We start from the raw sequence: 24177 nt of genomic DNA on the forward strand, positions 1-24177 counted from the left end.
CTGACCGGGAGATTTCACCGGCAAAAAAAGCGGAAAAACAGCAGTAATATAACAACGGGTTATCAGCTCATAAAAAAATTATACTAAAAATGGCGCTGTTTGGGCGGATACGCTAACCTGTGTCGTTCAGTAATAAACGGGTATAACAGATAAAGGTGGTTAAATAAACAACAGAAACTATATTGGCCATCAATCCATTATTTTCAGTGCTCACCAGATTGATATTTCAGTGAAATTTTTTGCTTTACTCTTTTTATTTACAGTTGTTTTTTAAGTGGTTATTAATATTTAATCAGTTAAAACTGTGATAGAGGCAGGGTTTTTATCTGGAAAAATTGCTTTTTGTTAATTAAATGTTTACTTTTTTATCCGGACTGAACAAAAACAGCCGGATCATAAGCAGCCTTGGGTTAATGTTTTATTTCAGCGGCAGAACGGCACTGTTTGCAGATAAAAACAATCACTGCCCCGGAAAATGCACATCAGACCGGAAAACAGCACCGGAAAACAGACGAAACCCGTCGCTGACGGCACTTATAAATAAAGCATTTGCGATTTTTTAATCACGTTGTTCATTTAACAGGTGTTATTCAGAAGGGACGGAAGATGAAAAAACACACTATTGCTGTTTCCCTCACGCAGGCGCTGCTGCTGAGCGCACTCTCTTATTCCGCTTGGGCGGCCCGGGTTCCGCTGGGAACCAAACTGGCGGAAAAACAGGTTATTGTTATCAATAACGGTACTGAACCGGTATCACTTGATCCGCATAAAGTGGAAGGGGTGCCGGAATCCAATATTATTCTTAATCTGCTGGAAGGGCTGGTCTCCACGGACGGTGATGGTCATATCGTGCCCGGGGTGGCGGAAAGCTGGTCGTCCCCGGATAACCGCATCTGGACATTCACACTGCGGCCGGATGCGAAGTGGAGTGACGGTTCACCGGTGACCGCACAGGATTTTGTCTACAGCTGGCGGCGGCTGGCTGATCCGAAAACCGCATCACCTTACGGCAGCTATCTGCATTATGCCTATGTCGAAAATATCGATGACATTATCAGTGGTAAAAAACCACCGGAAAGCCTCGGTGTCAACGCGATTGATGACAGAACCTTTCAGGTTCAGCTGACTCAGCCGGTACCGTATTTCCCGGATATGCTGAGCCATACCGCACTGAAGCCGGTACCGAAAGGGGCAATTGAGCAGTTTGGTGATAAATGGACATCCGCCGGAAAATTTACCGGTAACGGTGCATATACACTTTCCGCCTGGAATGTGAATGAACGGCTGGTGCTTAAACGCAATCCAAAATACTGGAACGATAAAGAAACTGTGATTGAACAGGCAACATTCCTGCCGATCCAGTCAGAAACCAGTGATATTAACCGCTATCGCGCCGGTGAAATTGATGTCACCAACAGTTCGGTTCCGCCGGTTTTATTTGCCAAAATGAAAAAAGATATTCCGGCACAGGTTCAGATTTCCCCGTATTTATGCACGTTCTATTATGAAATAAATAATACCGCGGCACCGTTTACTGACCCGAAAGTACGCGAAGCCGTTAAACTGGGGCTGGATCGCGATATTATCACTCACAAAATCATGGGGCAGGGACAAATTCCCGCTTACGGTTTTACCCCGCATTATATTAACGGCGGGCATTTCACCACGCCGGAATGGGCATCCCTGACACAGGAACAGCGCAATGAAAAAGGGCGCAAACTGCTGGAAGACGCCGGTTACAGCGAAAAAAATCCGCTGACTTTTGAATTGCTCTATAACACGTCCGATCAGAATAAACAGCAGGCGATTGCCGCCGCATCCATGTGGCAGAAAAATATCGGTGCGAAAGTGGTGCTGAAAAACCAGGAATGGAAAACATCCAATCAAAACCGTCATGAAGGGAATTATCAGGTCGCCCGGGCGACCTGGTGCGCGGATTATAATGAGCCGTCCTCGTTTCTGAACATTTTTCTGTCAGACAGCAGCAATAACACCAGTTTCTACCGAAATACCGCGTTTGACAGTGCAATGCAGCGCGCTTTACTGGCAACGGATGAAAAAACACGTCAATCCGCTTATCAGGAGGCAGAAACGCAGTTAGATCAGGACTCTGCATTAATTCCTGTTTATTATCGCGTGAGTGTCCGGCTGATAAAACCATCAGTCGGCGGTATCAGCGGCAATGACCCGCTTGATTATATGGATATTAAGCGCTTATATATGGTAGAAACACATTAATAATAAAAAATTTGCACTCACAGAGTGCGAAAAAAATGAAGGTGCGGCAGTTAAAACGAAAAGCACCTGATAAAAACGCAACAAACGCAAAACACATTCGTCAATGGGGAGTTTATGTAAGATGGTTAATTCAACGAAAAAAACACTGCTGGCACTCAGTGTGGTCGCAGCTATGGGGATGGGTATTGGTACACAGGCGTTTGCTGCGGATGTACCGGCCGGTGTTCAGCTGGCAGATAAGCAGGATTTAATCCGCAATAACGGCTCTGAGCCGCAGTCACTGGATCCGCATAAAGTGGAAGGGGTACCGGAAGCGAATATTATCCGTGACCTGATGGAAGGTATTACTCTGGAAGGACCAAGTGGTGAAATTCTGCCGGGTTCAGCCATCTCCTGGGAAAATAAAGATTTTAAAGTCTGGACGTTTAAAATCCGCGAAGATGCGAAATGGTCCAACGGTGATCCGGTCACCGCACAGGACTTCGTTTACAGCTGGCGCCGCCTGGCTGATCCGAATACCGCATCACCGTATGCCAGTTATCTCCAGTATGCTCACGTGGTAAATATTGATGATGTTATCGCCGGGAAGAAAAAGCCGGAAGAGCTGGGCATCAAAGCGCTGGATGATAAAACCCTTGAACTGACCCTCTCCGAAGAAGTGCCGTACATTCCGAAACTGCTGGCGCATAACTCCATGTCTCCGGTACATCCGGCCACCGTTGAGAAATTCGGTGATAAGTGGACGCAGCCGGGCAATTATGTCAGCAACGGCGCATACACCCTGAAAGACTGGGTGGTTAACGAAAAAATCGAACTGACCCGCAACCCGAAATACTGGGATAACGAAAAAACCGTTATCAATAATGTCCGTTTCCTGCCGATTTCTTCCGAAGTTACCGATGTTAACCGCTACCGCAGCGGTGAAATCGACATGACCTATAACAACCTGCCGATTGAACTGTTCCAGAAGCTGAAAAAAGAAATTCCGGACGAACTGCGCATTTCGCCGTATATGTGTACCTATTACTACGAAATCAATAACGAAAAAGCGCCGTTTGATAACCCGAAAGTTCGTGAAGCCCTGAAACTGAGCCTTGACCGTGACATTATGGTCAACAAAGTCAAAGCACAGGGGGATACCCCGGCATTTGGTTTCACTCCGCCGTTTGCGGATGGTATGTCAGCCAAAGAGCCTGAGTGGTTCGCGAATATGACGCAGGATCAGCGTAACGAAAAAGCACGCAAACTGCTGGAAGAAGCCGGGTTTAATAAAGATAATCCGCTGAAATTTAACCTGCTGTATAACACATCTGATCTGCATAAAAAAATGGCGATCGCGGCATCGTCTATCTGGAAGAAAAACCTCGGTGCGGAAGTTCAGCTGGTTAACCAGGAATGGAAAACCTTCCTCGATACCCGCCATCAGGGAACCTATGATGTTGCCCGTGCCGCATGGTGTGCGGATTATAACGAACCGTCTTCATTCCTGAATATGGTTCTCTCTTACAGCAGCACCAACACCCCGCATTATAAGAGTGCGGAGTTTGACAAGCTGATGAAACAATCCCTTCAGGTGAAAACCGATGCGGAACGTGCGCAGATCTATCAGCAGGCGGAAGCTCAGCTGGATAAAGACTCTGCCATTGTGCCGGTCTATTACTATGTCAGTACCCGTTTAGTGAAACCGTATGTGGGTGGCTATACCGGAAAAGATCCGCTGGATCACTTCCACACCAAAAACTTATATATGATTAAAAAATAATACCGACGGTTGGCCGCCCTGCGAAGGGCGGCCTGTGTAGTGTGTACCCCGGGAAGCGGGTACTGTATAGGAACGGGCAATGTTTAAGTTTATTCTTCGCCGTATACTCGAGGCGATCCCGACGCTTTTTGTGTTAATCACTATCTCTTTCTTTATGATGCGTCTGGCTCCGGGCAGCCCATTTACCGGTGAGCGTAAATTGCCGCCGGAAGTGATGGCGAATATTGAAGCCAAATACCATCTTAATGATCCGATTCACGTTCAGTATTTTGATTATTTAGTTCAGTTATCAAAGGGGGACTTCGGGCCTTCCTTTAAATATAAAGATTACTCGGTGAATGACCTGGTCGCCTCCGCGTTTCCGGTCTCCGCCAAACTCGGGCTGGCGGCGTTTGTGCTGGCGCTGATTGTCGGGGTGAGTGCCGGTGTGATAGCCGCACTGAACCAGAACACCAAATGGGACTATACCGTCATGGGCTTTGCCATGACCGGGGTGGTTATCCCCAGCTTTGTGGTGGCGCCGCTGCTGGTGCTTATCTTTGCCATTCATCTGCACTGGCTGCCGGGCGGCGGCTGGAACGGCGGGCAGCTCAGCAATATCATTCTGCCGATGGTCGCGCTGTCACTGGCCTATATCGCCAGTATCTCCCGTATTATGCGCAGCTCTATGATTGAGGTGATGCACTCCAACTTTATCCGTACCGCACGGGCGAAAGGTCTGCCGATGCGTAAGATTGTCTGGCGGCATGCGCTGCGCCCGGCACTGTTACCGGTGGTTTCCTATATGGGACCGGCATTTGTGGGGATTATCACGGGTTCAATGGTGATTGAGACAATTTTCGGTTTGCCGGGCGTGGGGCAGTTATTTGTCAACGGCGCGCTGAACCGCGATTACTCACTGGTACTGAGTCTGACCATCCTGGTCGGTACACTGACCATCGCCTTTAACTGTATCGTTGACGTGCTGTATGCCGTTATCGATCCGAAAATCCGTTATTAGTCCCGGAGCACGCTATGTTACCGAATGAAAAAAACCGCGAAGCTCTGGAAAATTTCACGGAGCAGCTTGATGTCGAAGGACGCAGCCTGTGGGCGGATGCCCGCCGCCGCTTTATGCATAACAAAGCCGCGATCACCAGTCTGTGTCTGTTGTTTTTAATTACCCTGTTTGTGATTTTTATGCCGATGTTGTCGGAGTTCGCGTATGACGATACCGACTGGGGCATGATGTCCGCAGCACCGGATACGGTGAGCGGTCACTATTTTGGTACCGATTCCTCCGGCCGTGATCTGCTGGTGCGTGTGGCTATCGGCGGGCGTATCTCGCTGATGGTGGGACTGGCGGCAGCGCTGGTCGCAGTGCTGGTGGGAACACTGTACGGCGCGATGTCCGGCTATGTCGGCGGCAAAACTGACTCTTTCATGATGCGCGTGCTGGAAATCCTTAACTCCTTCCCGTTTATGTTCTTTGTCATCCTGCTGGTGACCTTCTTTGGTCAGAATATTTTTCTGATCTTTGTGGCTATCGGTATGGTTTCCTGGCTGGATATGGCGCGTATTGTGCGCGGTCAGACCCTGAGCCTGAAAAGCAAAGAATTTATCGAAGCGGCGAAAGTATGTGGTGTGCCGACCCGCAATATCATTCTGCGTCATATTGTCCCGAACGTGCTGGGTGTGGTGGTGGTTTATGCCTCACTGCTGGTGCCGAGTATGATCCTGTTTGAATCCTTCCTCAGCTTCCTCGGGCTGGGTACACAGGAGCCGTTAAGCAGCTGGGGTGCGCTGCTCAATGACGGTGCTAACTCAATGGAAGTTTCGCCCTGGTTACTGATGTTCCCGGCAGCATTCCTGGTGGTGACTCTGTTTTGTTTCAACTTTATCGGTGACGGGCTGCGTGATGCCCTTGACCCGAAAGATCGCTGAGGAGGCCGCCAATGACTCAGTTGTTACAGGTTAACGACCTGAACGTGACATTCAAAACGCCGGACGGTGATGTCACAGCCGTGAACAAACTTAATTTTTCGCTGGCGGCGGGTGAGACACTCGGGATTGTCGGTGAATCCGGCTCCGGAAAATCACAGACGGCGTTTGCGCTGATGGGACTGCTGGCCCGCAATGGTGTGGTCAGCGGCTCTGCGGTATTCAACGGGCGTGAAATTCTCAATCTGAAAGAGAAAGCGCTGAACAAAATGCGGGCGGAAGAAATTTCTATGATCTTTCAGGACCCGATGACCTCACTCAACCCGTACATGAAAGTCAGTAAGCAGCTGACAGAAGTACTGATGCTGCACAAAGGTCTGAGTTCTCACGATGCTTTTGAGGAATCTGTCCGGATGCTGGATGCGGTGAAAATGCCGGAAGCCCGCAAGCGGATGAATATGTATCCTCACGAGTTCTCCGGCGGTATGCGTCAGCGCGTTATGATTGCGATGGCGCTGTTGTGTAAGCCGAAGCTGCTGATTGCGGATGAACCAACCACGGCGCTGGATGTGACGGTACAGGCGCAAATCATGACGCTGCTCAATGAGCTGAAGAATGAATTCAACACCGCGATTATTATGATCACCCATGACCTGGGTGTCGTTGCCGGTATCTGCGATAAGGTGCTGGTGATGTATGCCGGACGCACCATGGAATACGGCACAGCCCGCGATGTGTTTTATCATCCGTCGCATCCGTACTCTATCGGGTTGCTTAAGGCGGTTCCGCGCCTTGACGGGCAGGAAGACAGTGAGCTTGCGACGATTCCGGGCAACCCGCCGAACCTGCTGCGTCTCCCTGCGGGTTGTCCGTTCCGCCCGCGCTGTCAGTATGCGACAGACGAGTGCGCACGGCATGAGCCGCCGTTACAGGCATTTTCTCAGGGCCGTTTGCGTGCCTGCTTCAGAACTGCAGAGGAGTTGGCATAATGACACATTCAGAACGTCCGGTTCTGCTGGAAATTGAAGATTTAAAAGTCCATTTTTCCATCAGAGACAATAAGCAATGGTTCTGGCAGCCGGCCAAAAGCCTGAAAGCGGTGGATGGCGTAACAGTCCGTCTGTATGAAGGGGAAACACTCGGGGTGGTCGGGGAATCCGGCTGCGGAAAATCCACGTTTGCCCGTGCGATTATCGGCCTGGTAAAATCCACTGCCGGGCGGGTAACCTGGCTGGGCAAAGACCTGTGCGGAATGAGCGAAAAAGACTGGCATAATGTCCGCAATGACATCCAGATGATTTTCCAGGATCCGCTGGCGTCACTCAACCCGCGTATGACTATCGGCGATATTATTGCAGAGCCGCTGCGCACCTATTATCCGTCAATGAGTAAGACGGAAGTGACAGACAAAGTCAAAGCCATGATGATGAAAGTCGGGCTGCTGCCGAACCTGGTGAACCGCTATCCGCATGAGTTTTCCGGCGGGCAGTGTCAGCGTATCGGTATCGCCCGTGCGCTGATCCTCGAGCCGAAACTGGTTATCTGTGATGAGCCGGTTTCAGCGCTGGATGTGTCTATCCAGGCTCAGGTGGTGAACCTGCTGAAAGAATTACAGCGGGAGATGGGATTGTCCCTTATTTTTATCGCTCACGACCTGGCGGTGGTAAAACATATTTCTGACCGTGTGTTGGTGATGTATCTCGGCCATGCGGTGGAACTCGGCACCTATGACGAGGTGTATCACAATCCTCTGCATCCGTACACCAGGGCGCTGATGTCTGCGGTGCCGGTGCCTGATCCGGACAAAGAGCAGAATAAAACAATTCAGCTGCTGGAAGGGGAACTGCCGTCACCGATTAATCCGCCGTCCGGCTGTGTATTCCGCACCCGCTGCCCGCTGGCGGACAGCGAATGTGCAAGAACCCGTCCGTTGCTGGAAGGCAGTTTCCGCCATGCGGTTTCCTGTCTGAAGGTTGATCCGCTGTAAATACGGTAAAGCCGTTAATCTTATTTTTTGAGACAGAGCGCCCGTTGCGGGCGCTTTTTTTTTCATCTGCGTATCCTGCTTTTCCGCATCAACCGCAAAATCTGACAGAGCGTACTTCGCGGCCTTGCAGGCAGCTTACTGATTCCGTTATTAAAAAGCACAGCCGGTTTTCAGGTATGTCAATAACGATTGTTGACGCTTGTCAACATATAAACTACAGTAGGTACAGGTAATGAAGAAACATCCGGATAAACATATTCAGTCTGCGATTGAATATGCACTGTTGCAGGGATGGACATGGATTGCGCCGGGGAATTCCTCACATGCATTCTGCCGGTTACGGTGCGGGTCACCGTATGATGAGCACCGGCAGCATCAGATGAGTGTCTGGTCAACACCGCGGAATCCGGAAAACCATGCAAAACAGATCAGACGAAAAGTGGATACCTGTCAGTGAAAACGGGCAGCAGGAAAGGGGAAAATAATGGCACTGTATAATTTTACGCTGACGCTGTCCGGTGTGACGGCGGATACAGAGAACCTGGAGGATGCCTTATTTGCCGGCGGTTGTGATGATGCATTACTCTGTTTTTACGGCAAATCGGTCTATCTGGAATTTGATCGGGAAGCGCCGTCTCTGGATTGTGCAATCCGCACGGCGGTGGAGGACGTTGAATCAGCCGGTGTGAATGCCCGGGTGGAATCGGTGGATTCCGCGCTTGTCGGGCTGAGTGATATTGCGGAACTGACGGGGATGTCACGCCAGGCAATCGCGTTACTCAAAGATGGCGCGCGCGGCCCGGGAACCTTTCCGGGGCCGGTACAGCGGTTGCGCGGACAATCTCCGTTGTGGGACTGGGCTGCGGTTGCGGCCTGGCTGACGGCGCAGGGGCGGCTGACTACCCATTCCGGTCTGGCGGAAAACGCAAGAATTATCAGCAACTGGAATGTGGCATTACGGGCTGGTGCCGCAGAGGATCCCGCTGAAATTGACATTATCACAAGGTCATTGATTGCCCGGCGGGAAAAGTGCCGCTGCTGACAGTGTGACCGGCGGGTAAATTATTCCCGCCAGCGGACGGCATATTCCGGTGTACCGGTAAAATTCCGGGAAATCAGTACCCGGGCAAAAATCTGGTCGATATCCGCATTTTCATCCGGAGCCAGGCCGATAACCACTTCGGCACATGCCGGGTTTTGTGCCAGAAAAGGTGCAAACGCTGACCAGTCATTACCGGCTGGTACAATTTCAGCACCACCGATCTCTTCAAACTGAAGGTTAAACAGCAGGACGTCTGCGGGGTCAAGGTTATCCATTGCCTGTTCCAGAAACAGGTCATAGGCCATTTCAATTGTTTCTTGCTCGCTGAGGCGGCGGGGCAGAGAGGTACTCATGGGTCAGGTTACATTCCGGTGATCCCCCGCCGTGTTATACCGGCGGGGATAATAAAGAGGGTCAGTTTATCACAGCAGAGGACTGAAGAAATAACATAACCGCTCCAGAACCCGGTTGGTCAGCGGACGTTTCTCCCATTCGGTGTAATCGAGGCGGGTTGCGCGTGAAATATAGTCATTCTGGACAATATTCAGATCACCGGCAAAACTTTCATCATCAATAACGGCGGTGATTTCAAAGTTGAGCCACAGGCTGCGCATATCCAGGTTTACAGAGCCGACCATACTGAGCTGGTCATCCACGAGGACACTTTTCGTATGCAGCAGACCATCCTCAAACAGATAAATTTCCACACCGGCTTCCAGCAGTTCGGTATAAAACGCGCGGCTTGCCCAGCGGACGAGGAATGAGTCATTGAGGCGCGGCATCACAATTGCAACACGCACACCGCGCATGGCGGCGGTACAGATGGCATGCATCAGGTCATCACTCGGGACAAAATACGGCGTGGTGAAGGTCAGACGCTCCTGCGCGGCAAAAATAGCCGTCATCAGGGATTGCTGGATCAGCTCTTCAGGGAAACCCGGCCCCGAAGCCACAATATTGACGGTATGACCGCTGTCTTTTTCAAACGGCATTTCAATATCGTCCGGCGGCGGCGGTAACCGGCGTTCGCCGCGTTCCATTTCCCAGTCCAGTGCGTAGATAATACCGAACAGAGTAGTGACAGGGCCTTCCATCCGGACAAGAATATCGACCCATTCACCGACACCGGCGTCCTGTTTAAAGTAGCGCGGATCCACCATGTTCATACTGCCGGTGTAGGAAATATAGTTATCGATAGTGACGATTTTCCGGTGCTGGCGCAAATCCATCCGGCGCAGGGCGAAACGCAGAACATTCACCGGCAGCGCTTCGACAAATTCGATCCCTGCATCCCGCATCATCTTCGGATAATCATGCCGGAAAAAGTGCCAGCTGCCGGCGGAGTCAACCATTATCCGGCATTTTACCCCCCGTTTTGCGGCAGCGAGCAGGGCATTGGTGACATTGTCCACATCACCACCCGGTTTCCAGATGTAAAACACCATATCAATGCTGTATTTTGCATTATCGATATCTTTGACAATCTGGCGCAATGAGTCTTCACAGGTAGTAAACAGCTGAATCTGGTTACCTTTTACCCCGGGAATACCCTGGCGGTGTTCGATCAGCTGAAACAGCGGGGTCGCCTGGGTGCTGTTTTTAGTGGCGAAAATGTGTTTTGACTGACGCAGATTTTCGACCCAGCCGGAAACGGACGGCCACATTCCTTTTGCCTGTTCAACCCGGCGGCGGCCGAGGTGAAGTTCACCGAAAGCGAGATAAGCGATTATCCCGATAAAAGGCAGAATATAGATGATCAGTAACCAGGTCATGGTAGATGTCACCGGGCGGCGTTTGTACATCACGCGGACAGAGATACCGGCCACCAGCAGCCAGTAGAAAAGAATACTCAGCCAATATAACAGCGTATAAAATGTCGACATAGGTATTATCTTTCCCTAAGAATAAGGTTTGCAGACAAAACAGGCACAGGATCTGATTGATACTCCATCGGAAAATGTATCAGAAAGCCATCTGTAATGCTGCTATATTTGTGATTTAAGTCAGTTTAACCCCTTTTTTCTGCGGATGTCTGCAGATATTGCGGGAAAGCGGTTGGTTATTGTGTCAGGCAGTTTATAATAATTGCCCTTATTATTAGCGTATTTTTTCACACAGTCTAAAAAAAGGGTTTAGTTATGAGACACAGCAGACCGGAAGTTGCACGTTGGCGTATGTTACGGCAGGCAACCCGCCGTCGTCGTCGCTGGCTTGAAAGCCAGTCCCGGCGGAACATCCGGATTTTCGCCCTGCGTAAGCTGGATATCGCGAGACAGCGCCGTTCGCTGCTGTTTGCTCAGGCTGGATTAAACCGCTAAGAAGTGACCACCTGCACGATAAGTGACAATGGTTGCGTCTTTCGTATTGAAATTGATTGCTATTTGCATTTAAACTAGTGACCATTGTCATTATTAGCTGCTTATAAGATTGTATCGATTATGCCTATTTTTCGCTGGATCAGCTGGCCAATTCTCATTTCTCTTTGTCTGCATGCCTCTGTGGCTGCAGCGATTTACTACAACATAAACAAGGAGGTTGCGGACGAACCTAAGGTGCTGATGGTGGAGATGACAGCATTTGCGCCTGCACCGGCAGCTGCGGTGGCTGAACCTCAGCCTGAGCCGGAACCCGAAGCAGAACCGGAGCCCGAGCCCGAGCCGGAACCGGTCGTGAAGCCGGTTATTGAAAAACCGGTGGAAAAGAAACCGGTTGAGAAAAAACCAAAGCCAAAACCGAAAAAAGAGAAAAAAGTTGAGAAACCGGCTGTAAAACCGGCAGAAACCAAAGCACCGGTATCCGATAAACCACTGTTCAGCGGTACACCGGATGGTCAGCTGGCCGTGAAAAAAGCCCCTGCAGGTCCCGCGGGAAATGTCGCCTCTGCCGGACAAAGCGATGTTGGCGGTGGTGATCCGAGAGCGTTACACCGTTCCGATCCGGTTTATCCGGCACGGGCACGCAGTCTCGGCAAAGAAGGGAAGGTGAGGGTCAGGTTTGATGTCGATACGGATGGTCGTATTCAGAATATTGATATTATCGAAGCATCACCGAAAAATATGTTTGAACGTGAAGTCCGTAACGCAATGCGTAAGTGGCGTTACGAGAAAAAGCCGAAGAAAGGCATGACGACAACCATTATTTTCCGGATCGACGGTAAAACCACGATTCAGTGATCAGATAAAATAAGAAAACCCGGCACATAAAAATGCCGGGTTTTTTGTTGTTGTTTTATTTTGCCGGGAAAAGATCAGCGCGTAAATTCACCAGGTTATCCGGTATCACATGAATAACCCCTTCACCCGGAATATCAATTTCGGCAATCATAAACAGTGCCATCGTTGTCAGCAGCGGCAGAATTAAAATCATCATATTGCTGCCGCGCAGTCCGCGGATATTATACCCGATCAGCACATTGGCACTGACGGCAAACAGAACCAGTAATATCCAGGCAGCGCCCGGAATCTGATAGCGCCAGCTGGCCATGGTTTTTTCTTCGGAAACATAGAGATCACTGAATGCTGTCAGTACAGAGGCAATGACCGGATTCGGGGTCGCACGGGCTTCAGATGCAGCAATTTCCCAGAGAGAGGACTGGGCCTCAAGGGAGATATCCCGCCATTTTTCATTTTTTGCCTGTGAACCGCCGTTAAAAAAATCAATACGTGCGTCAATATACGTGTTAAGCAAAGTATTTGCCCGCAGATTATTTTCCGGGGACAATAATTGTGCCCGCTGAAATGCATTACCGATGGCAATAGCTTCGTTTTCTTCCATTTGTTCGCGGTTATTATAGCCGCCGATAGAAATCGTCAGTAAAAAGCCGATTAATAAACCCAGCAGAGATAATACGGCACCGAGAACAATTTTGGTTTCATCATCCGCTAATTCCGTCTTACCGTGACGTTTTTTGAACAGATATTTTCCGGCATAGGCTGAGCCGACCGATAAAATAAAGGTAACGACAAATAAGACGACAGAATCAGAGACTAAAGCGTTAAACAGCGCTGACATACAGAGACCCTTTAACAAAAAAATACCTCAGCAGAACGCAGAGATGCAGGTGGAATAAAGCCGGCCTGAGAAGGCCGGCCGGATACAAAACAGAGATATCATCCGTTGACGGGAAATACGGTCCTTTAAAATTATTTCAGCAGTCTGACTCTGACAGGTTTGCCTTTGATTTTACCCTGCTGAAGCAGTTTGCGTGCCTGCTGCGCGATACCCTGACGTACTGCGACATAAGCATGCATTGGCTGGATCACGATTTTGCCGATATCTTCGCCGTTCAGTCCCATATCACCGGTCATTGCACCGAGAATGTCTCCGGGGCGGATCTTGGCTTTTTTGCCGCCCTCGATGCACAGTGTCGCCATTGCCGCATCCAGCGGAGTGATGCGCAGCCCGGCCGGGATTGGCTGCCAGTTCAGTTTCATATGCAGCATTTCTTCCAGTGCGTTTGCACGGACCGCTTCTTCCGGTGCGCACAGGCTGATCGCCAGCCCGCTTTCACCGGCACGGGCGGTACGGCCGATGCGGTGGATATGCACCTCCGGATCCCACGCCAGTTCATAGTTGATTACCAGCTCAAGGGCTTTGATATCCAGTCCGCGTGACGCCACATCAGTGGCAACCAGTACACGGCTGCTGCCGTTGGCAAAGCGGATCAGCGTCTGGTCGCGCTCACGCTGTTCCATATCACCGTGCAGCACCAGAACACTCTGTCCGCTGCTTTCCAGGGCGTCATACACATCCTGGCAATCTTTTTTGGTATTACAGAACACCACACAGGATGCAGGTTGTTCACGGCTCAGTAATTTCTGTAACAGCTCAGTTTTTCCGCGGCGCGATACTTCATAAAACTGTTGTTCAACTGCCGGCAGTTCATCGGTGCTGTTGATTTCAATGGTTTGCGGATCGCGCTGAAAACGGCGGCTGACGGCCGCTATCTCATCCGGCCAGGTGGCGGAAAACAGCAGGGTCTGGCGTTCTTCCGGGGTACGGGAGAGAATGTCAGTAATATCGTCAGCAAAGCCCATATCCAGCATACGGTCAGCTTCGTCCAGCACCAGGGTGCGGATAGCATCAAGGTGCAGCGTGTCTTTACTCAGGTGATCAAGCAGGCGGCCCGGCGTTGCCACAATAATATGCGGCGGGTGGATCAGGGAATCACGCTGGGCACCGAACGGCACACCGCCGCATAAGGTCAGGATTTTGATATTCGGCAGATAACGCGCCAGCCGCCGCAGTTCCCCGGCAACCTGATCGGCCAGTTCACGGGTCGGGCAGAGAACCAGAGCCTGAGTCATAAAGTGTCCGGCATCGATATGCTGTAACAGCCCGAGACCAAATGCGGCGGTTTTTCCGCTGCCGGTTCTGGCCTGCGCACGGACATCTTTACCCGCGAGAATAGCCGGTAATGCCGCGGCCTGAACCGGAGTCATGGTCAGATAACCCAGTTCATTCAGGTTGGTAATTTGTTCTGCGGGAAGTGCATTAAGTTCAGCAAATGAGGTCACGATGAAAATTCCGGATTAAATAAAAAGAGAGATTTGCGGCAATGATACTATTACCGGGCGCCGGTGTCGCGGGGAACCTGCGGGTTATCCCGGCAGACAAAACGGCCACTCAGAAGAGTGGCCGGTTATGAAACGCTTATTTTAAATCACTGTTACTGCTGTCTAACTGAAAATGACGTTTTCCGTCAGGCAGCGGGCGGGGACGGTTATCCGCATCCACCGCAACATAACTGAAGACAGCTTCTGTTGCACGGTAACGGTCACCGATAGGATGGGTAGCCACTTTCTTCACCCAGACCTCGACTTTGACCGTCATGGATGAATTTCCGGTTTTCAGGCAGCGCGCATAACAGCAGACCACATCACCGACCGCCACAGAGCGCAGAAAGGTGATGCCGTCCACGCGGACTGTCACCACGCGGCCCAGTGCAATCTCCTTTGCCAGGATAGCACCGCCGATATCCATCTGCGACATCAGCCAGCCACCGAAGATATCCCCGTTGGCATTGGTGTCTGTCGGCATGGTTAAGGTGCGCAGCACCAGTTCTCCGTTAGGTAAACATTGTTGTTGAGTCATGAGAAACACTTACATCCGTTTAACGAAAAAGGACAGCGGCAGAAATAAACCGATATCCGGTTGATTTTATTATTTTTCTTCTTCCCGTGGCAGATGACGGTAAATATATACCACACTGGCAACGGTAAATACCAGCGTTACTGCAGTCAGGCCAAACACTTTGAAGTTCATCCAGGTATCCATTGATAACCAGAATGCGACGTACACGTTTACCGCCGCGCAGACGATAAAGAAGAGAGCCCAGGCGAGATTCAGACGCTGCCAGACCTGCGGCGGCAGGGTCAGCTCTTTGCCCAGCATTTTCTGAATCAGCGGCTTACCGAAGATGAACTGACCGCCCAGCAATACGAGAGCAAACAGGGCATAAATAATCGTCACTTTCCATTTGATAAACTGCGGGTCATGGAAAACGATGGTCAGGGTACCGAAGATGGCGACAATCACGAAGGTGATAACAGCCGATTTCTCCAGATGCTTATACAGGAACCAGCGGACAGCCAGTGCCACCGCAGACGCGGCAATTAAGGCACCGGAGGCGTAATAGATATCCACGGTTTTATATATGGCAAAAAAGATAACCAGGGGGATAAAGTCTAGTAGTTGCTTCATAATTGAGTCTGTCCGAAATTTAAATTTATTTTAAGCACGTGGCATTCAGTCTCTTATTTTTAAAGAAAAAAAATATATTACAATTGATTTTGCAATATTTTACCATAAGACGCGGTCTGACTATCTTCTTTATCCGCGTTCGGTTATAAATCAGTTTAACTATCAGCAGTAAAATTAAATTGTACATCTTAATACGATATTTTTATAAGGGGCGATAATGCAGCCGAACCGACTTTTGCGCTGGATGCCGGGACTTTCTGTTTTTCTGCACTATGAACGCAAAAATTTGCGCTTTGATATCCGCGCGGGGCTTTCTGTTGCTGCCGTGGCATTGCCGGTGGCTATCGCTTACACGGGGCTGATGGGCATTAATGCCATTGTCGGTCTCTACGCCTGTATCCTGCCGATGGTGACTTATGCGCTGTTCGGCTCCTCCCGTCAGCTGATTGTCGGGCCGGATGCGGCGACCTGTGCGGTCATTGCGGCGGCGATTATCCCGCTGGCAAAAGGTGACCCGGATACGCTGTGGCAGCTGGCGATTATCATGACACTGATGACCGGTGTCTGGTGCCTGATTGCCGGGCATTTCAAACTCGCCGCGTTTGCGGATTTTTTATCGCAGCCGATTTTACAGGGGCTGCTCAATGGCGTGGCGGTCACGATCATTGTCGGGCAGATAGGAAATGTGCTCGGGCTGGATGAACTGCCGTCGCAGCTGATTGAGTGCCTGGTGGCGCTGCCGGCGCATCTGCATCTTATGCATATGCCGACGCTGATCCTCTCCGGTGCCAGTCTGGCGGCACTGTTTTTATTACGGGCTGTCCGCCGCAGCTGGCCGGGACCGCTGATTGTGATGACGATTGCCACCCTGGTCAGCGCTCAGCTGGATTTTGCCTCAATGGGGATTTCCGTGGTCGGTAATCTCGGTAACGGGCTGCCGCATATCAAAATGCCGGCGTTTGATCCGGGCCTGCTGCGTGAACTGGTGATCCCGTCACTGAACCTTGCGGTGATCAGTATTGTCAGCTTTATGATGACAGTGCGCAGTTTTGCCGAGAAAAACGGCTATGCCATCGATGTGGATCAGGAGCTGCGTGCTCAGGGGTATATCAACATTGCCTCCGGGTTATCGCAGGGATTCGCGGTCAGTGCCGCAACCAGCCGTACCGCTGTCAACGATGCCACCGGCGGTAAAACACAGATGGTGTCCCTGATCGCAGCGGGATTAATCGCGCTGGTGCTGTTTTTCCTGACCAGTTTCCTCGGACACATCCCGCTGGCAACACTCGGGGTGGTACTGATTTACTCCTCCTGGTCGATGTTCAGCATCCGTCAGATTTTCTCTTTCCGTAAACGGAATAAATCGGCATTCACCCTGGCGCTGTTTACCCTGGTGGCGGTGCTGGTAGTGGGGCTGATCAACGGTATCGGGTTTGCGGTTCTGCTGGGACTGGTACAATTCCTGCGCACTGTTTTCCGTCCGACTGATCAGTTACTGGGTGTGGATGAGCAGGGGATGATCCATTCCATCAACAACAGTAACGTGGATATTAATCAGGTTGACGGATTATTGATGTACCGCTTTAACTCACCGCTGACCTATTTCAACGTGGGGTATTTTAAAAAGCGGATATTGCAGGTGGTGAATACGGCACCAAAACGCCCCGGATGGGTGGCCGTGGATGCGACCGTCAGCTTTATCAATAATGATATGAGCGTGTTCAGTACCCTCAATGAGCTGGTGACTGAGCTGAAAATCAAAGGCGTCACCCTGATCCTGGCGGGACGGCGCACCGAGCTGACACGCTGGGTATCGGAAAACAAAATCAAACGCAATGATGATGATTTGATTATTGTGCCGGATCTCTATTTCGCTATCCGGCTGATTCAGAGCAAACAGCAAAGCCGCATCAAAGCGATAGAAGAGGCGATGGCGCAGGCGGCTGAAGGAACGGAAAAACCGCTCACCACCTGATCGCAGCAATAAACCCGCCCTGCGGGCTGCGGCGGAACTGTATGGTCATGTGATGCAGTTCCGCAATTCGTTTGACAATCGATAGTCCCAGACCGCTGCCGGTTTTTTCCTGTCCCGGCGGCCGGTAAAAACGTTCTCCCAGCCGGGCCAGTATTTCATCACTGACACCCGGCCCGTCATCCTCAATGACTAACTGTTGTGCAGTCAGCGTCAGCTGAACGGTGCCGCCGGTTTTACCGTAGCGGATGGCATTATGCAGCAGATTGCGCAGCATGACAGTCAGCAGCAGCTGTTCGCCGCGGACAGTCAGTTCAGGTGCGGTGATGTCCGGTATTATGCTGACCTGATGCGCCGCTGCATCCGGGGCGGTTTGTGCAACGGCATCATTAATAATGGCTGACCAGCGCAGCTCTGTGCTTTCCAGCGGCTGAGACTGTGATTCCAGCCGTGAGAGGGTCAGCAGCTGATCCACCAGACGGGTGGCACGGTCAATTCCGGTGAGCAGATTCGCGGTCACGTGTTCCCGGGTGGCCGGGTCATCGCCGGCAATCTGCATCACTTCGGACTGTACTTTCAGTGCAGCCAGCGGGCTGCGCAGTTCATGGGCGGCATCAGAGGTGAAACGGCTTTCCCGCTCACGCAGGTCGCGGATCCGCAGAAATAATCCGTTCAGCGCGTCCAGCATCGGACTGACTTCTTTCGGCAGCACCGGCGGGGCAAGCGGGGTCAGTTCCGCCGGGTTCCGGCGCTGTAACTGACGTGCCAGCAGACGCAGCGGCGTCAGGGCGCGGGTCAGCAGCCACAGGAACAAAAGCAGCATCAGGGGCAGCGCCACCAGCCACGGAACCGCCTGAGCGGTGATAATCGTCAGTCCCATATCCTCGCGGTATTCCCATTCCTGGCCGACTACGATGATGTAGCGGCCATCAGCGGAAGGCAGCTGCACAAAGCGCCAGCGGTCGTTGTCATCCGTCAGCGAGCCGTCACGAAACCCGTTTTTCTTGTCGGAGAACGGAATTTTCCGGCCGTTCTCGCCGTCATCCAGCACCCGCTTGCCCTGCGGGGTAAAAATAGCAAAAGCCAGCGCATCATCATCCTGCTTTCCGCGGTTACCGGAGAGCATTTTTTTGGTTTTCTTAATAGCGGACGACGGAAATTCCAGCCCGGACGGCAGAACCGACAGGCGTTTGGCAAAGGCCATTTGTTGCGTATCAAATAATTCATTGATGGATTTTGTGGTCTGCATCCAGGCAAACAGACTGGCGATCCCCCAGGTCAGCAGAGTTAGCAGCAGCAACAGCCCGCCCAGCCGGAGGCGCAGACTATACGTTCTCATCATTCTTTCCCGCGACATAACCGACACCGTGAATGGTTTTGATAAACCCGCGTCCCAGTTTGCGGCGCAGATAGTGAATATGCACCTCAACGGCATTACTGGAAACATCCTCATCCCAGTTATACAGTTTCTCTTCAATCATTGCGCGGGACAGCACTTTCTGCGGATTGCGCAGAAACAGTGCCAGCAGTGCCAGTTCTTTGCTTTTCAGCGATACCGGCACACCGTTGCGGGTGACAGTCATGGCCACTGGGTCCATCTCCACATCGCCGAGCACCAGTTTCTCAGAAACCTGCCCGTAGCGGCGACGGATCAGCGCCTGTAACCGTGCCGCCACTTCCGCAAGTGCAAACGGTTTGCACAGATAATCATCCGCGCCCTGTTGTAAGCCGCTTACGCGCTGCTCAAGAGCATCACGGGCGGTCAGGATCAGTACCGGCTCGTCACGGCCCTCCGAACGCCACTGTTTCAGTATCTCCAGCCCGTCCATGCCCGGCAGGGAGAGATCAAGGATCACGGCATCATAAGGGGCAGAATAGAGGGCCTGCTGACCGGTCAGGCCATCGGTAAACCAGTCAGGCGTAAAGCCGAGCCGGCTCAGGCCGATTTTCAGCCCGTCACCAATCAGCCGGTCATCTTCAATTAATAATATCCGCATAATTCTTATCCGTATAAATAGCGCTATACTAGTTTTAACCCGGATATCTCAGGATAACCACCTGTTTTCGCTGAAATTAAAAATATAGTCAAAAATGACATCCCCTTAAGATCCTGTTAAGAACTTAATGGTTTAATAGTGTCCATGAAGCAAAGACGCTTCCTCATAAAGGAGATAAATGATGAAAAAATTACCTGCACTCGCATTACTTGCCACATTACTGGCAGGATCAGCCGGTTCCGTTTTTGCAGCCAACGGCGGTTTTGAAGGTCCCGGCGCGACAGCGGCGGCAACAACCACAACAACATCACAAAACGGCGGTTTCAGCGGCCCGGATGCCCGTAAAATGACCGTTGCGGATGCACTGAAATTATCCGATGATGCACCGGTTGTACTGCGCGGCACAATTGTCCGTCAGCTCGATAATAAACATTATGAATTTAAAGACAGTACCGGCACTATCCGTGCTGAAATTTCCCCGAAACGCTGGAACGGACTGAAAGTTACACCGCAGGATGAAATTGAGGTCGAAGGGGAAATCGACAAAGAATGGAATAAAACCGAACTGGATGTGAAAGCCGTGCGTAAAGTGCAGTAATCACCACCGCAGACACACCGGATAATCAGGCCATCTTACCGGCCTGATTGAGATTGCTGACAAAGCAGGATAAAACGTGGTTTTTCCTGCTTTGTGTTATCAGCCGAAAATTAATAAATTGATTTTCCTGGTTTATTTTTACAACCTCTGTCGGTCGTCGCCAATCCCTGCGGGCTTGTCAACGGCCTGAATCAGGCCATTTCACCGGCCTGATTCTTTATCTGCACATGTCTTATTTTCTGTGACAGCAGGTGCAAAATATCGTTCTTTTGTGCCTCTGACTGAATATCCCGCAGCGGAAGAATAATGCCGTCATTTTTGCCGTGGTAAAGATAAATTCCGGTGTTGCTTTCGGCATAATCAATGACAGCCCCCCAGGCAAAAAAAGAATGGTGAAGGGCTGAAACCTGGCTTATTCCGTCATTACTCAGTTCAAACGTTACCGGACGCAGGAGGTAATGTCCGGGCTGAACAGAAAACTGACGTATAATCCGTCTGTTTTTGACAGAACGGCTGAACATAAACACCAACAGCGATAAAAAACCGCAGCTTAGTCCGTAAAAAACAGAATAACTATCAAACTTGCCCGGCAGCGGCGAAAAGGTGCTGAAAATAAGCAATAACATCCCGCATAATATCAGCCAGATAAGAAAATAAGGAATACGTCGCCACCCGACCGGTTCCTGATAAAAATGCCGGAAACTGAAAGTCTGGTAGTCAGCCAGATCCTGAACTGTGAGCGTGACGGGCAGGGTGATCATCATTGTATTCCTTTACACAGAAGATAAGAGGCTGTCGTTATAAACCATCCGGAGATAACGGACAGAGGCATCACACTCCCGGGTATTGATTTCAAACCCGGACAGCTCAGCAATGGTCGTCTGATATTCCCTGAACAGCCTGCACATCAGAAACAACGCCTGCCAGTTATTTTCCGGTTCCGCATCAGAATAGGTTCCCAGAACGGTTTGCATCTCACGAGTGGTCAGATAACGGGATAAATATTTTCCGTCTTTTCCGGTGGTCAGGTTAAATCCGTTGGTATAACCGGTTTTCCAGTCGAGCATCTGCATAAATGCCGGGCGGACAACATTTTCCGTCATGGCTTTGGCGAAGGTGATTTCACGCCGTGCCAGACCTTTGGCCACATTTGTCACACACCACCAGAATTCATTGGCGGTTTCGGCAAATAAACGGGCATCAGGCGGCGTAATAAAATAACTCCTTTCATCCGCCGGGGCGATACCGGCGAAGAGGCCGTCTTTATCCGCGAGAAGCACCGTCAGGCTGTCATGTTTATATTCTGAGGCACAATGCGTCAGCGGAAACAGAGTCAGATCTATCCGGTGGCCGTCCTCATAGATCATCAGCAGGGTATACGCCGCACGGGGCGGCATACCTTCATTACCCAAAAGCATATCATCAGGGCATTGCTGTAATACCGGAACGCCGAAAAATGACTCCCGCAGGGCGGGAAACTTTGCCGCTTCAATATTGTGTACAAAAAAGACAATATCGAAGTCCTGATATTTATCGGCAGCAACCTGTCTATTTGCCCGTGACCCGTTGAGCACAGCCGCGCGGATATTATCATCTGCACGGACATAGTCCTGTATTGCCCGGTAAATATCATTGTCTGTGCGCATCATGCAGCCTTACTGATAGTCACTGACAGATTGTGATTGTGTAAATAACTGGTAGAACCGGAACAGATAAATAATCACCAGTCCGCTGATGATATTATTAATGAAGAGAATAACGGTCATCAGAATATGTTCGTTTACGATAGGAAGTTTACTAAGAAACACTACGGATGCCTGTTTCAGGGCAAACCATATTAAAATAGCCGGCAGAAGTGTTCTGATATTTTTCAGGGCAATATTTCCGCTGATTTTGATGGCGGTAAATACGCTGTTCTTTTCGGTGAACATAATAACCGGAGCCAGTGCCAGTAACATGGCCAGAATTAATCCCGGCAGATACATGGCGACCAGTCCGAGTGCAATCACCAGTGAACAGATTAACAGCAGAATCAGCATGCGCGGAACACGTCCGGCAGAGCCGGTGATGGCCTGTAAAGCGGATACCGGCTGTCCCTGTGAAGTACTGAAAATCAGGAAAATCATGGCGGTTACAAAGACGGCATTGCCCAGCAGGGAGCTGAAAATTGTGCCGAGACCGGTTTTCAGCATTTGCCACTGGTCGTCGGATGTCAGCGCGGCAACAGCGCGCTGAAAGCCGCCGGAGCCTTCAGTGACGTAGGTGGTTTCCAGCGAGCGGATCAGCGCCAGCCCATTGGAATTGTAAGTCAGGAGCACATTGAGCCCGACGGTCACAGCAGCGGTAAGCAGCGAAATGATCAGGACAGATAACAGCTGATTACGGAAAAAATTCAGGCTGTCGCGGGCGAGAACCGGCACCGGCATGGACATGGAACAACTCCTGTAAGGCATGAAATAAAAACGTTGATGCAATTGTAAAACAGTATGGCAGGGATTGTAACCTGTTCGTCCGGCGGAAATACAGTATTCAGACGGAATATCCGGAAGCAGATAGCCAAATAATCACAAATAATTAACAATAATAAAACAAAGTAGCCGGCTGAATAGTCAGTATTGTATTTTACAAATTGATATAAAACACATAAATAATGAGCACTCTGAAAATGGTAATCGCTGTTTTTGATATAAATCAATAAATGAAAATGTCACCATGGAATAATAATTCAGATCTTTGTGAAAAATGCGTTTTTTATTTAAATGTTGTGATCTGTCTTAGATCATAATTAGATTTAAGTCTGTATATTTCAAACTGTACTTATTGTGTGTTTTTTCTTTTTTTAGGATGGGATAGATAATGAAAAAGCTTTCTGCAGTGTGTTTAGCACTGGCAACGGTTTTACCGTCAGTTTCAATGGCACACCAGGCCGGTGATTTTATCATTCGTGGTGGTACCGCGACTGTGCGTCCGAATACAGGCTCTGATAATGTTCTGGGTTTTGCCGGCTCTTTTGAAGCAAATAACAATACGCAGCTGGGTCTGACCTTTACTTATATGGCAACCGATAATATCGGTATTGAATTATTGGCTGCGACTCCGTTTGAACACAAAGTTTCACTGCCATCATCCCTGGGTGAAATCGCATCAGTTAAAGATCTGCCGCCAACCTTAATGGCTCAGTATTATTTCCGTACTCCGGAAGATAAACTGCGTCCGTATTTAGGTGTGGGTGTGAACTATACCTTCTTCTTTGATGAAGGGTTTAACGGTACCGGCAGTGGCGCAGGCTTACGTGATCTGAGTTTAGGTGATTCCTGGGGCTTTGCGGCACAGGCTGGTCTGGATTATCAGTTAGATGACCACTGGCTGCTGAATGCGTCAGTCTGGTGGATGAACATCGAAACAGATGTGGACTTCAAAGCAGGTAATGACAGTTACTCTTATAAAACCCGTCTTGACCCGTTTGTCTTTATGTTTGGTGCGGGCTACAAATTCTGATAATTCGTGTTATCAGTACCATAAAAAACGGCGCAATCATCATTGCGCCGTTTTTGTATCCGGTAATCTGATAGTCAGGGTCACCGCAACTTCATTGAGTTAATAACAACCTTCACGCCGGGAACTTTACGTGCGGTATTCACCGCCAGGTTTGCTTCTGTTTCTGAAGAGACAAATCCGCTCAGCTGAACTTTGCCTTTGAACGTTTCCACGCTGATTTGGGTGGATTTAATGCCTTTCTCACCCAGTAACGCTGTTTTTACTTTTGTGGTGATGACAGAATCATCAAAATAACCCCCGGTACCTTCACTGGTGGCAGTCGGGGCACAGGCGGACAGCGTGAAAGCCATAAACATGACAACAAAAAATGAGGTGACCAATTTCATATACTTCATTATGTTCTCCTTATTACCGGCACGGTTCACAGAATAATGTGTGCCTGACCCTTTCAGTATTGATGA

The 24177-nt window shown here is 50.2% G+C and carries 25 protein-coding genes; 13 read left to right on the forward strand and 12 right to left on the reverse strand.

Features of this window, described 5'->3' with window-relative positions; genetic code table 11:
- The first annotated feature begins 606 nt into the window (after positions 1–606).
- The 8 genes from N7387_RS07665 (at position 607) to N7387_RS07700 (ending at position 8949) form a co-directional block, all read left to right on the forward strand.
- Positions 607–2238, forward strand: a complete 1632-nt coding sequence (locus N7387_RS07665; protein WP_279798065.1) for an ABC transporter substrate-binding protein — start codon at positions 607–609, stop codon at positions 2236–2238.
- Positions 2239–2359: 121 nt separating this feature from the next.
- Positions 2360–4000, forward strand: a complete 1641-nt coding sequence (oppA, locus tag N7387_RS07670; protein WP_072868234.1) for an oligopeptide ABC transporter substrate-binding protein OppA — start codon at positions 2360–2362, stop codon at positions 3998–4000.
- A gap of 79 nt (positions 4001–4079) precedes the next feature.
- The gene (oppB, locus tag N7387_RS07675) at positions 4080–5000 is read left to right on the forward strand and encodes an oligopeptide ABC transporter permease OppB (RefSeq protein WP_025153095.1); all 921 of its coding nucleotides are present in this window, start codon (positions 4080–4082) and stop codon (positions 4998–5000) included.
- A gap of 14 nt (positions 5001–5014) precedes the next feature.
- A complete protein-coding gene (gene oppC, locus N7387_RS07680) occupies positions 5015–5923 on the forward strand; it encodes an oligopeptide ABC transporter permease OppC (RefSeq protein ID WP_279798069.1) in 909 nt (302 codons plus the stop codon).
- Between the two features lie 11 nt (positions 5924–5934).
- Complete coding sequence (locus N7387_RS07685) at positions 5935–6909, forward strand: ABC transporter ATP-binding protein (RefSeq protein ID WP_004239183.1); 975 nt, start codon at positions 5935–5937, stop codon at positions 6907–6909.
- A complete protein-coding gene (gene oppF / locus N7387_RS07690; RefSeq protein ID WP_029990959.1) occupies positions 6909–7907 on the forward strand; it encodes a murein tripeptide/oligopeptide ABC transporter ATP binding protein OppF in 999 nt (332 codons plus the stop codon). Before N7387_RS07685 ends, oppF begins: the two co-directional genes overlap by 1 nt.
- A 232-nt stretch (positions 7908–8139) precedes the next feature.
- Positions 8140–8364, forward strand: a complete 225-nt coding sequence (locus N7387_RS07695; protein ID WP_262859419.1) for a hypothetical protein — start codon at positions 8140–8142, stop codon at positions 8362–8364.
- A gap of 27 nt (positions 8365–8391) precedes the next feature.
- Entirely contained in the window at positions 8392–8949 is a 558-nt protein-coding gene (locus N7387_RS07700; RefSeq protein ID WP_262882520.1) for a DNA-binding protein, read from the forward strand.
- Between the two features lie 20 nt (positions 8950–8969).
- Here N7387_RS07700 and N7387_RS07705 read toward each other — a convergent pair whose 3' ends face one another.
- Positions 8970–9302: an HI1450 family dsDNA-mimic protein gene (locus N7387_RS07705; RefSeq protein ID WP_279798073.1), complete on the reverse strand. Its 333-nt coding sequence runs from the start codon at positions 9300–9302 to the stop codon at positions 8970–8972.
- A gap of 69 nt (positions 9303–9371) precedes the next feature.
- Positions 9372–10832: a cardiolipin synthase gene (gene cls, locus N7387_RS07710; RefSeq protein WP_279798076.1), complete on the reverse strand. Its 1461-nt coding sequence runs from the start codon at positions 10830–10832 to the stop codon at positions 9372–9374.
- A 255-nt stretch (positions 10833–11087) separates the two neighbouring features.
- Between cls and N7387_RS07715 the strand changes: the two genes are divergently transcribed.
- Positions 11088–11267: a YciY family protein gene (locus N7387_RS07715; RefSeq protein ID WP_279798078.1), complete on the forward strand. Its 180-nt coding sequence runs from the start codon at positions 11088–11090 to the stop codon at positions 11265–11267.
- Positions 11268–11387: 120 nt separating this feature from the next.
- Positions 11388–12122, forward strand: a complete 735-nt coding sequence (locus N7387_RS07720; RefSeq protein ID WP_279798080.1) for a TonB family protein — start codon at positions 11388–11390, stop codon at positions 12120–12122.
- A gap of 55 nt (positions 12123–12177) precedes the next feature.
- On the opposite strand, the gene N7387_RS07725 is transcribed toward N7387_RS07720, so the two are convergent.
- The 4 genes from N7387_RS07725 to N7387_RS07740 all read right to left on the reverse strand — a co-directional run bounded on the left by N7387_RS07725 (position 12178) and on the right by N7387_RS07740 (position 15651).
- Positions 12178–12960 carry a hypothetical protein gene (locus N7387_RS07725; protein WP_279798082.1) on the reverse strand — a complete coding sequence of 261 codons (783 nt, stop codon included), beginning with the start codon at positions 12958–12960 and terminating at the stop codon, positions 12178–12180.
- Between the two features lie 131 nt (positions 12961–13091).
- On the reverse strand, positions 13092–14465 hold the full coding sequence (gene dbpA, locus N7387_RS07730; RefSeq protein ID WP_279798084.1) for an ATP-dependent RNA helicase DbpA: 1374 nt from the start codon (positions 14463–14465) through the stop codon (positions 13092–13094).
- A 136-nt stretch (positions 14466–14601) separates the two neighbouring features.
- On the reverse strand, positions 14602–15042 hold the full coding sequence (yciA, locus tag N7387_RS07735) for an acyl-CoA thioester hydrolase YciA (RefSeq protein WP_262859411.1): 441 nt from the start codon (positions 15040–15042) through the stop codon (positions 14602–14604).
- Positions 15043–15111: 69 nt separating this feature from the next.
- A complete protein-coding gene (locus N7387_RS07740) occupies positions 15112–15651 on the reverse strand; it encodes a septation protein A (protein ID WP_262859410.1) in 540 nt (179 codons plus the stop codon).
- Between the two features lie 217 nt (positions 15652–15868).
- Between N7387_RS07740 and N7387_RS07745 the strand changes: the two genes are divergently transcribed.
- Positions 15869–17626, forward strand: coding sequence for a SulP family inorganic anion transporter (locus N7387_RS07745; RefSeq protein ID WP_262859409.1), 1758 nt, complete (start codon positions 15869–15871; stop codon positions 17624–17626).
- Here N7387_RS07745 and qseC read toward each other — a convergent pair.
- Both qseC and qseB read right to left on the reverse strand, forming a co-directional pair.
- Positions 17616–18962, reverse strand: a complete 1347-nt coding sequence (qseC, locus tag N7387_RS07750; RefSeq protein WP_279798105.1) for a quorum sensing histidine kinase QseC — start codon at positions 18960–18962, stop codon at positions 17616–17618. The genes N7387_RS07745 and qseC overlap by 11 nt on opposite strands.
- Positions 18949–19620 (reverse strand): quorum sensing response regulator transcription factor QseB, encoded by a 672-nt coding sequence (gene qseB, locus N7387_RS07755; protein WP_279798086.1) that lies wholly within the window; start codon positions 19618–19620, stop codon positions 18949–18951. The genes qseC and qseB overlap by 14 nt, the downstream gene beginning before the upstream one ends.
- Before the next feature lie 181 nt (positions 19621–19801).
- Here qseB and N7387_RS07760 point away from each other — a divergent pair, with 181 nt between their 5' ends.
- Positions 19802–20218, forward strand: a complete 417-nt coding sequence (locus tag N7387_RS07760) for a NirD/YgiW/YdeI family stress tolerance protein (protein WP_262859476.1) — start codon at positions 19802–19804, stop codon at positions 20216–20218.
- A gap of 191 nt (positions 20219–20409) precedes the next feature.
- On the opposite strand, the gene N7387_RS07765 is transcribed toward N7387_RS07760, so the two are convergent.
- From N7387_RS07765 to N7387_RS07775, 3 genes are read right to left on the reverse strand one after another with little or no spacing between them, the layout of a single operon-like run.
- The gene (locus N7387_RS07765) at positions 20410–20982 is read right to left on the reverse strand and encodes a YcxB family protein (protein WP_262882514.1); all 573 of its coding nucleotides are present in this window, start codon (positions 20980–20982) and stop codon (positions 20410–20412) included.
- A 9-nt stretch (positions 20983–20991) separates the two neighbouring features.
- Positions 20992–21867, reverse strand: a complete 876-nt coding sequence (locus N7387_RS07770) for an aminoglycoside 6-adenylyltransferase (protein WP_279798087.1) — start codon at positions 21865–21867, stop codon at positions 20992–20994.
- Positions 21868–21873: 6 nt separating this feature from the next.
- The gene (locus N7387_RS07775) at positions 21874–22650 is read right to left on the reverse strand and encodes a YciC family protein (protein ID WP_279798088.1); all 777 of its coding nucleotides are present in this window, start codon (positions 22648–22650) and stop codon (positions 21874–21876) included.
- 424 nt (positions 22651–23074) lie between these two features.
- Between N7387_RS07775 and ompW the strand changes: the two genes are divergently transcribed.
- Positions 23075–23716: an outer membrane protein OmpW gene (gene ompW / locus N7387_RS07780; RefSeq protein WP_025153112.1), complete on the forward strand. Its 642-nt coding sequence runs from the start codon at positions 23075–23077 to the stop codon at positions 23714–23716.
- 80 nt (positions 23717–23796) lie between these two features.
- Here the strand turns inward: ompW and N7387_RS07785 are convergent, their stop codons facing one another.
- Positions 23797–24111 (reverse strand): BON domain-containing protein, encoded by a 315-nt coding sequence (locus tag N7387_RS07785; RefSeq protein ID WP_025153113.1) that lies wholly within the window; start codon positions 24109–24111, stop codon positions 23797–23799.
- Positions 24112–24177 lie beyond the last annotated feature (66 nt).

It is taken from the genome of Morganella sp. GD04133 (genome assembly GCF_029835375.1).
Taxonomy (GTDB): domain Bacteria; phylum Pseudomonadota; class Gammaproteobacteria; order Enterobacterales; family Enterobacteriaceae; genus Morganella; species Morganella morganii_B.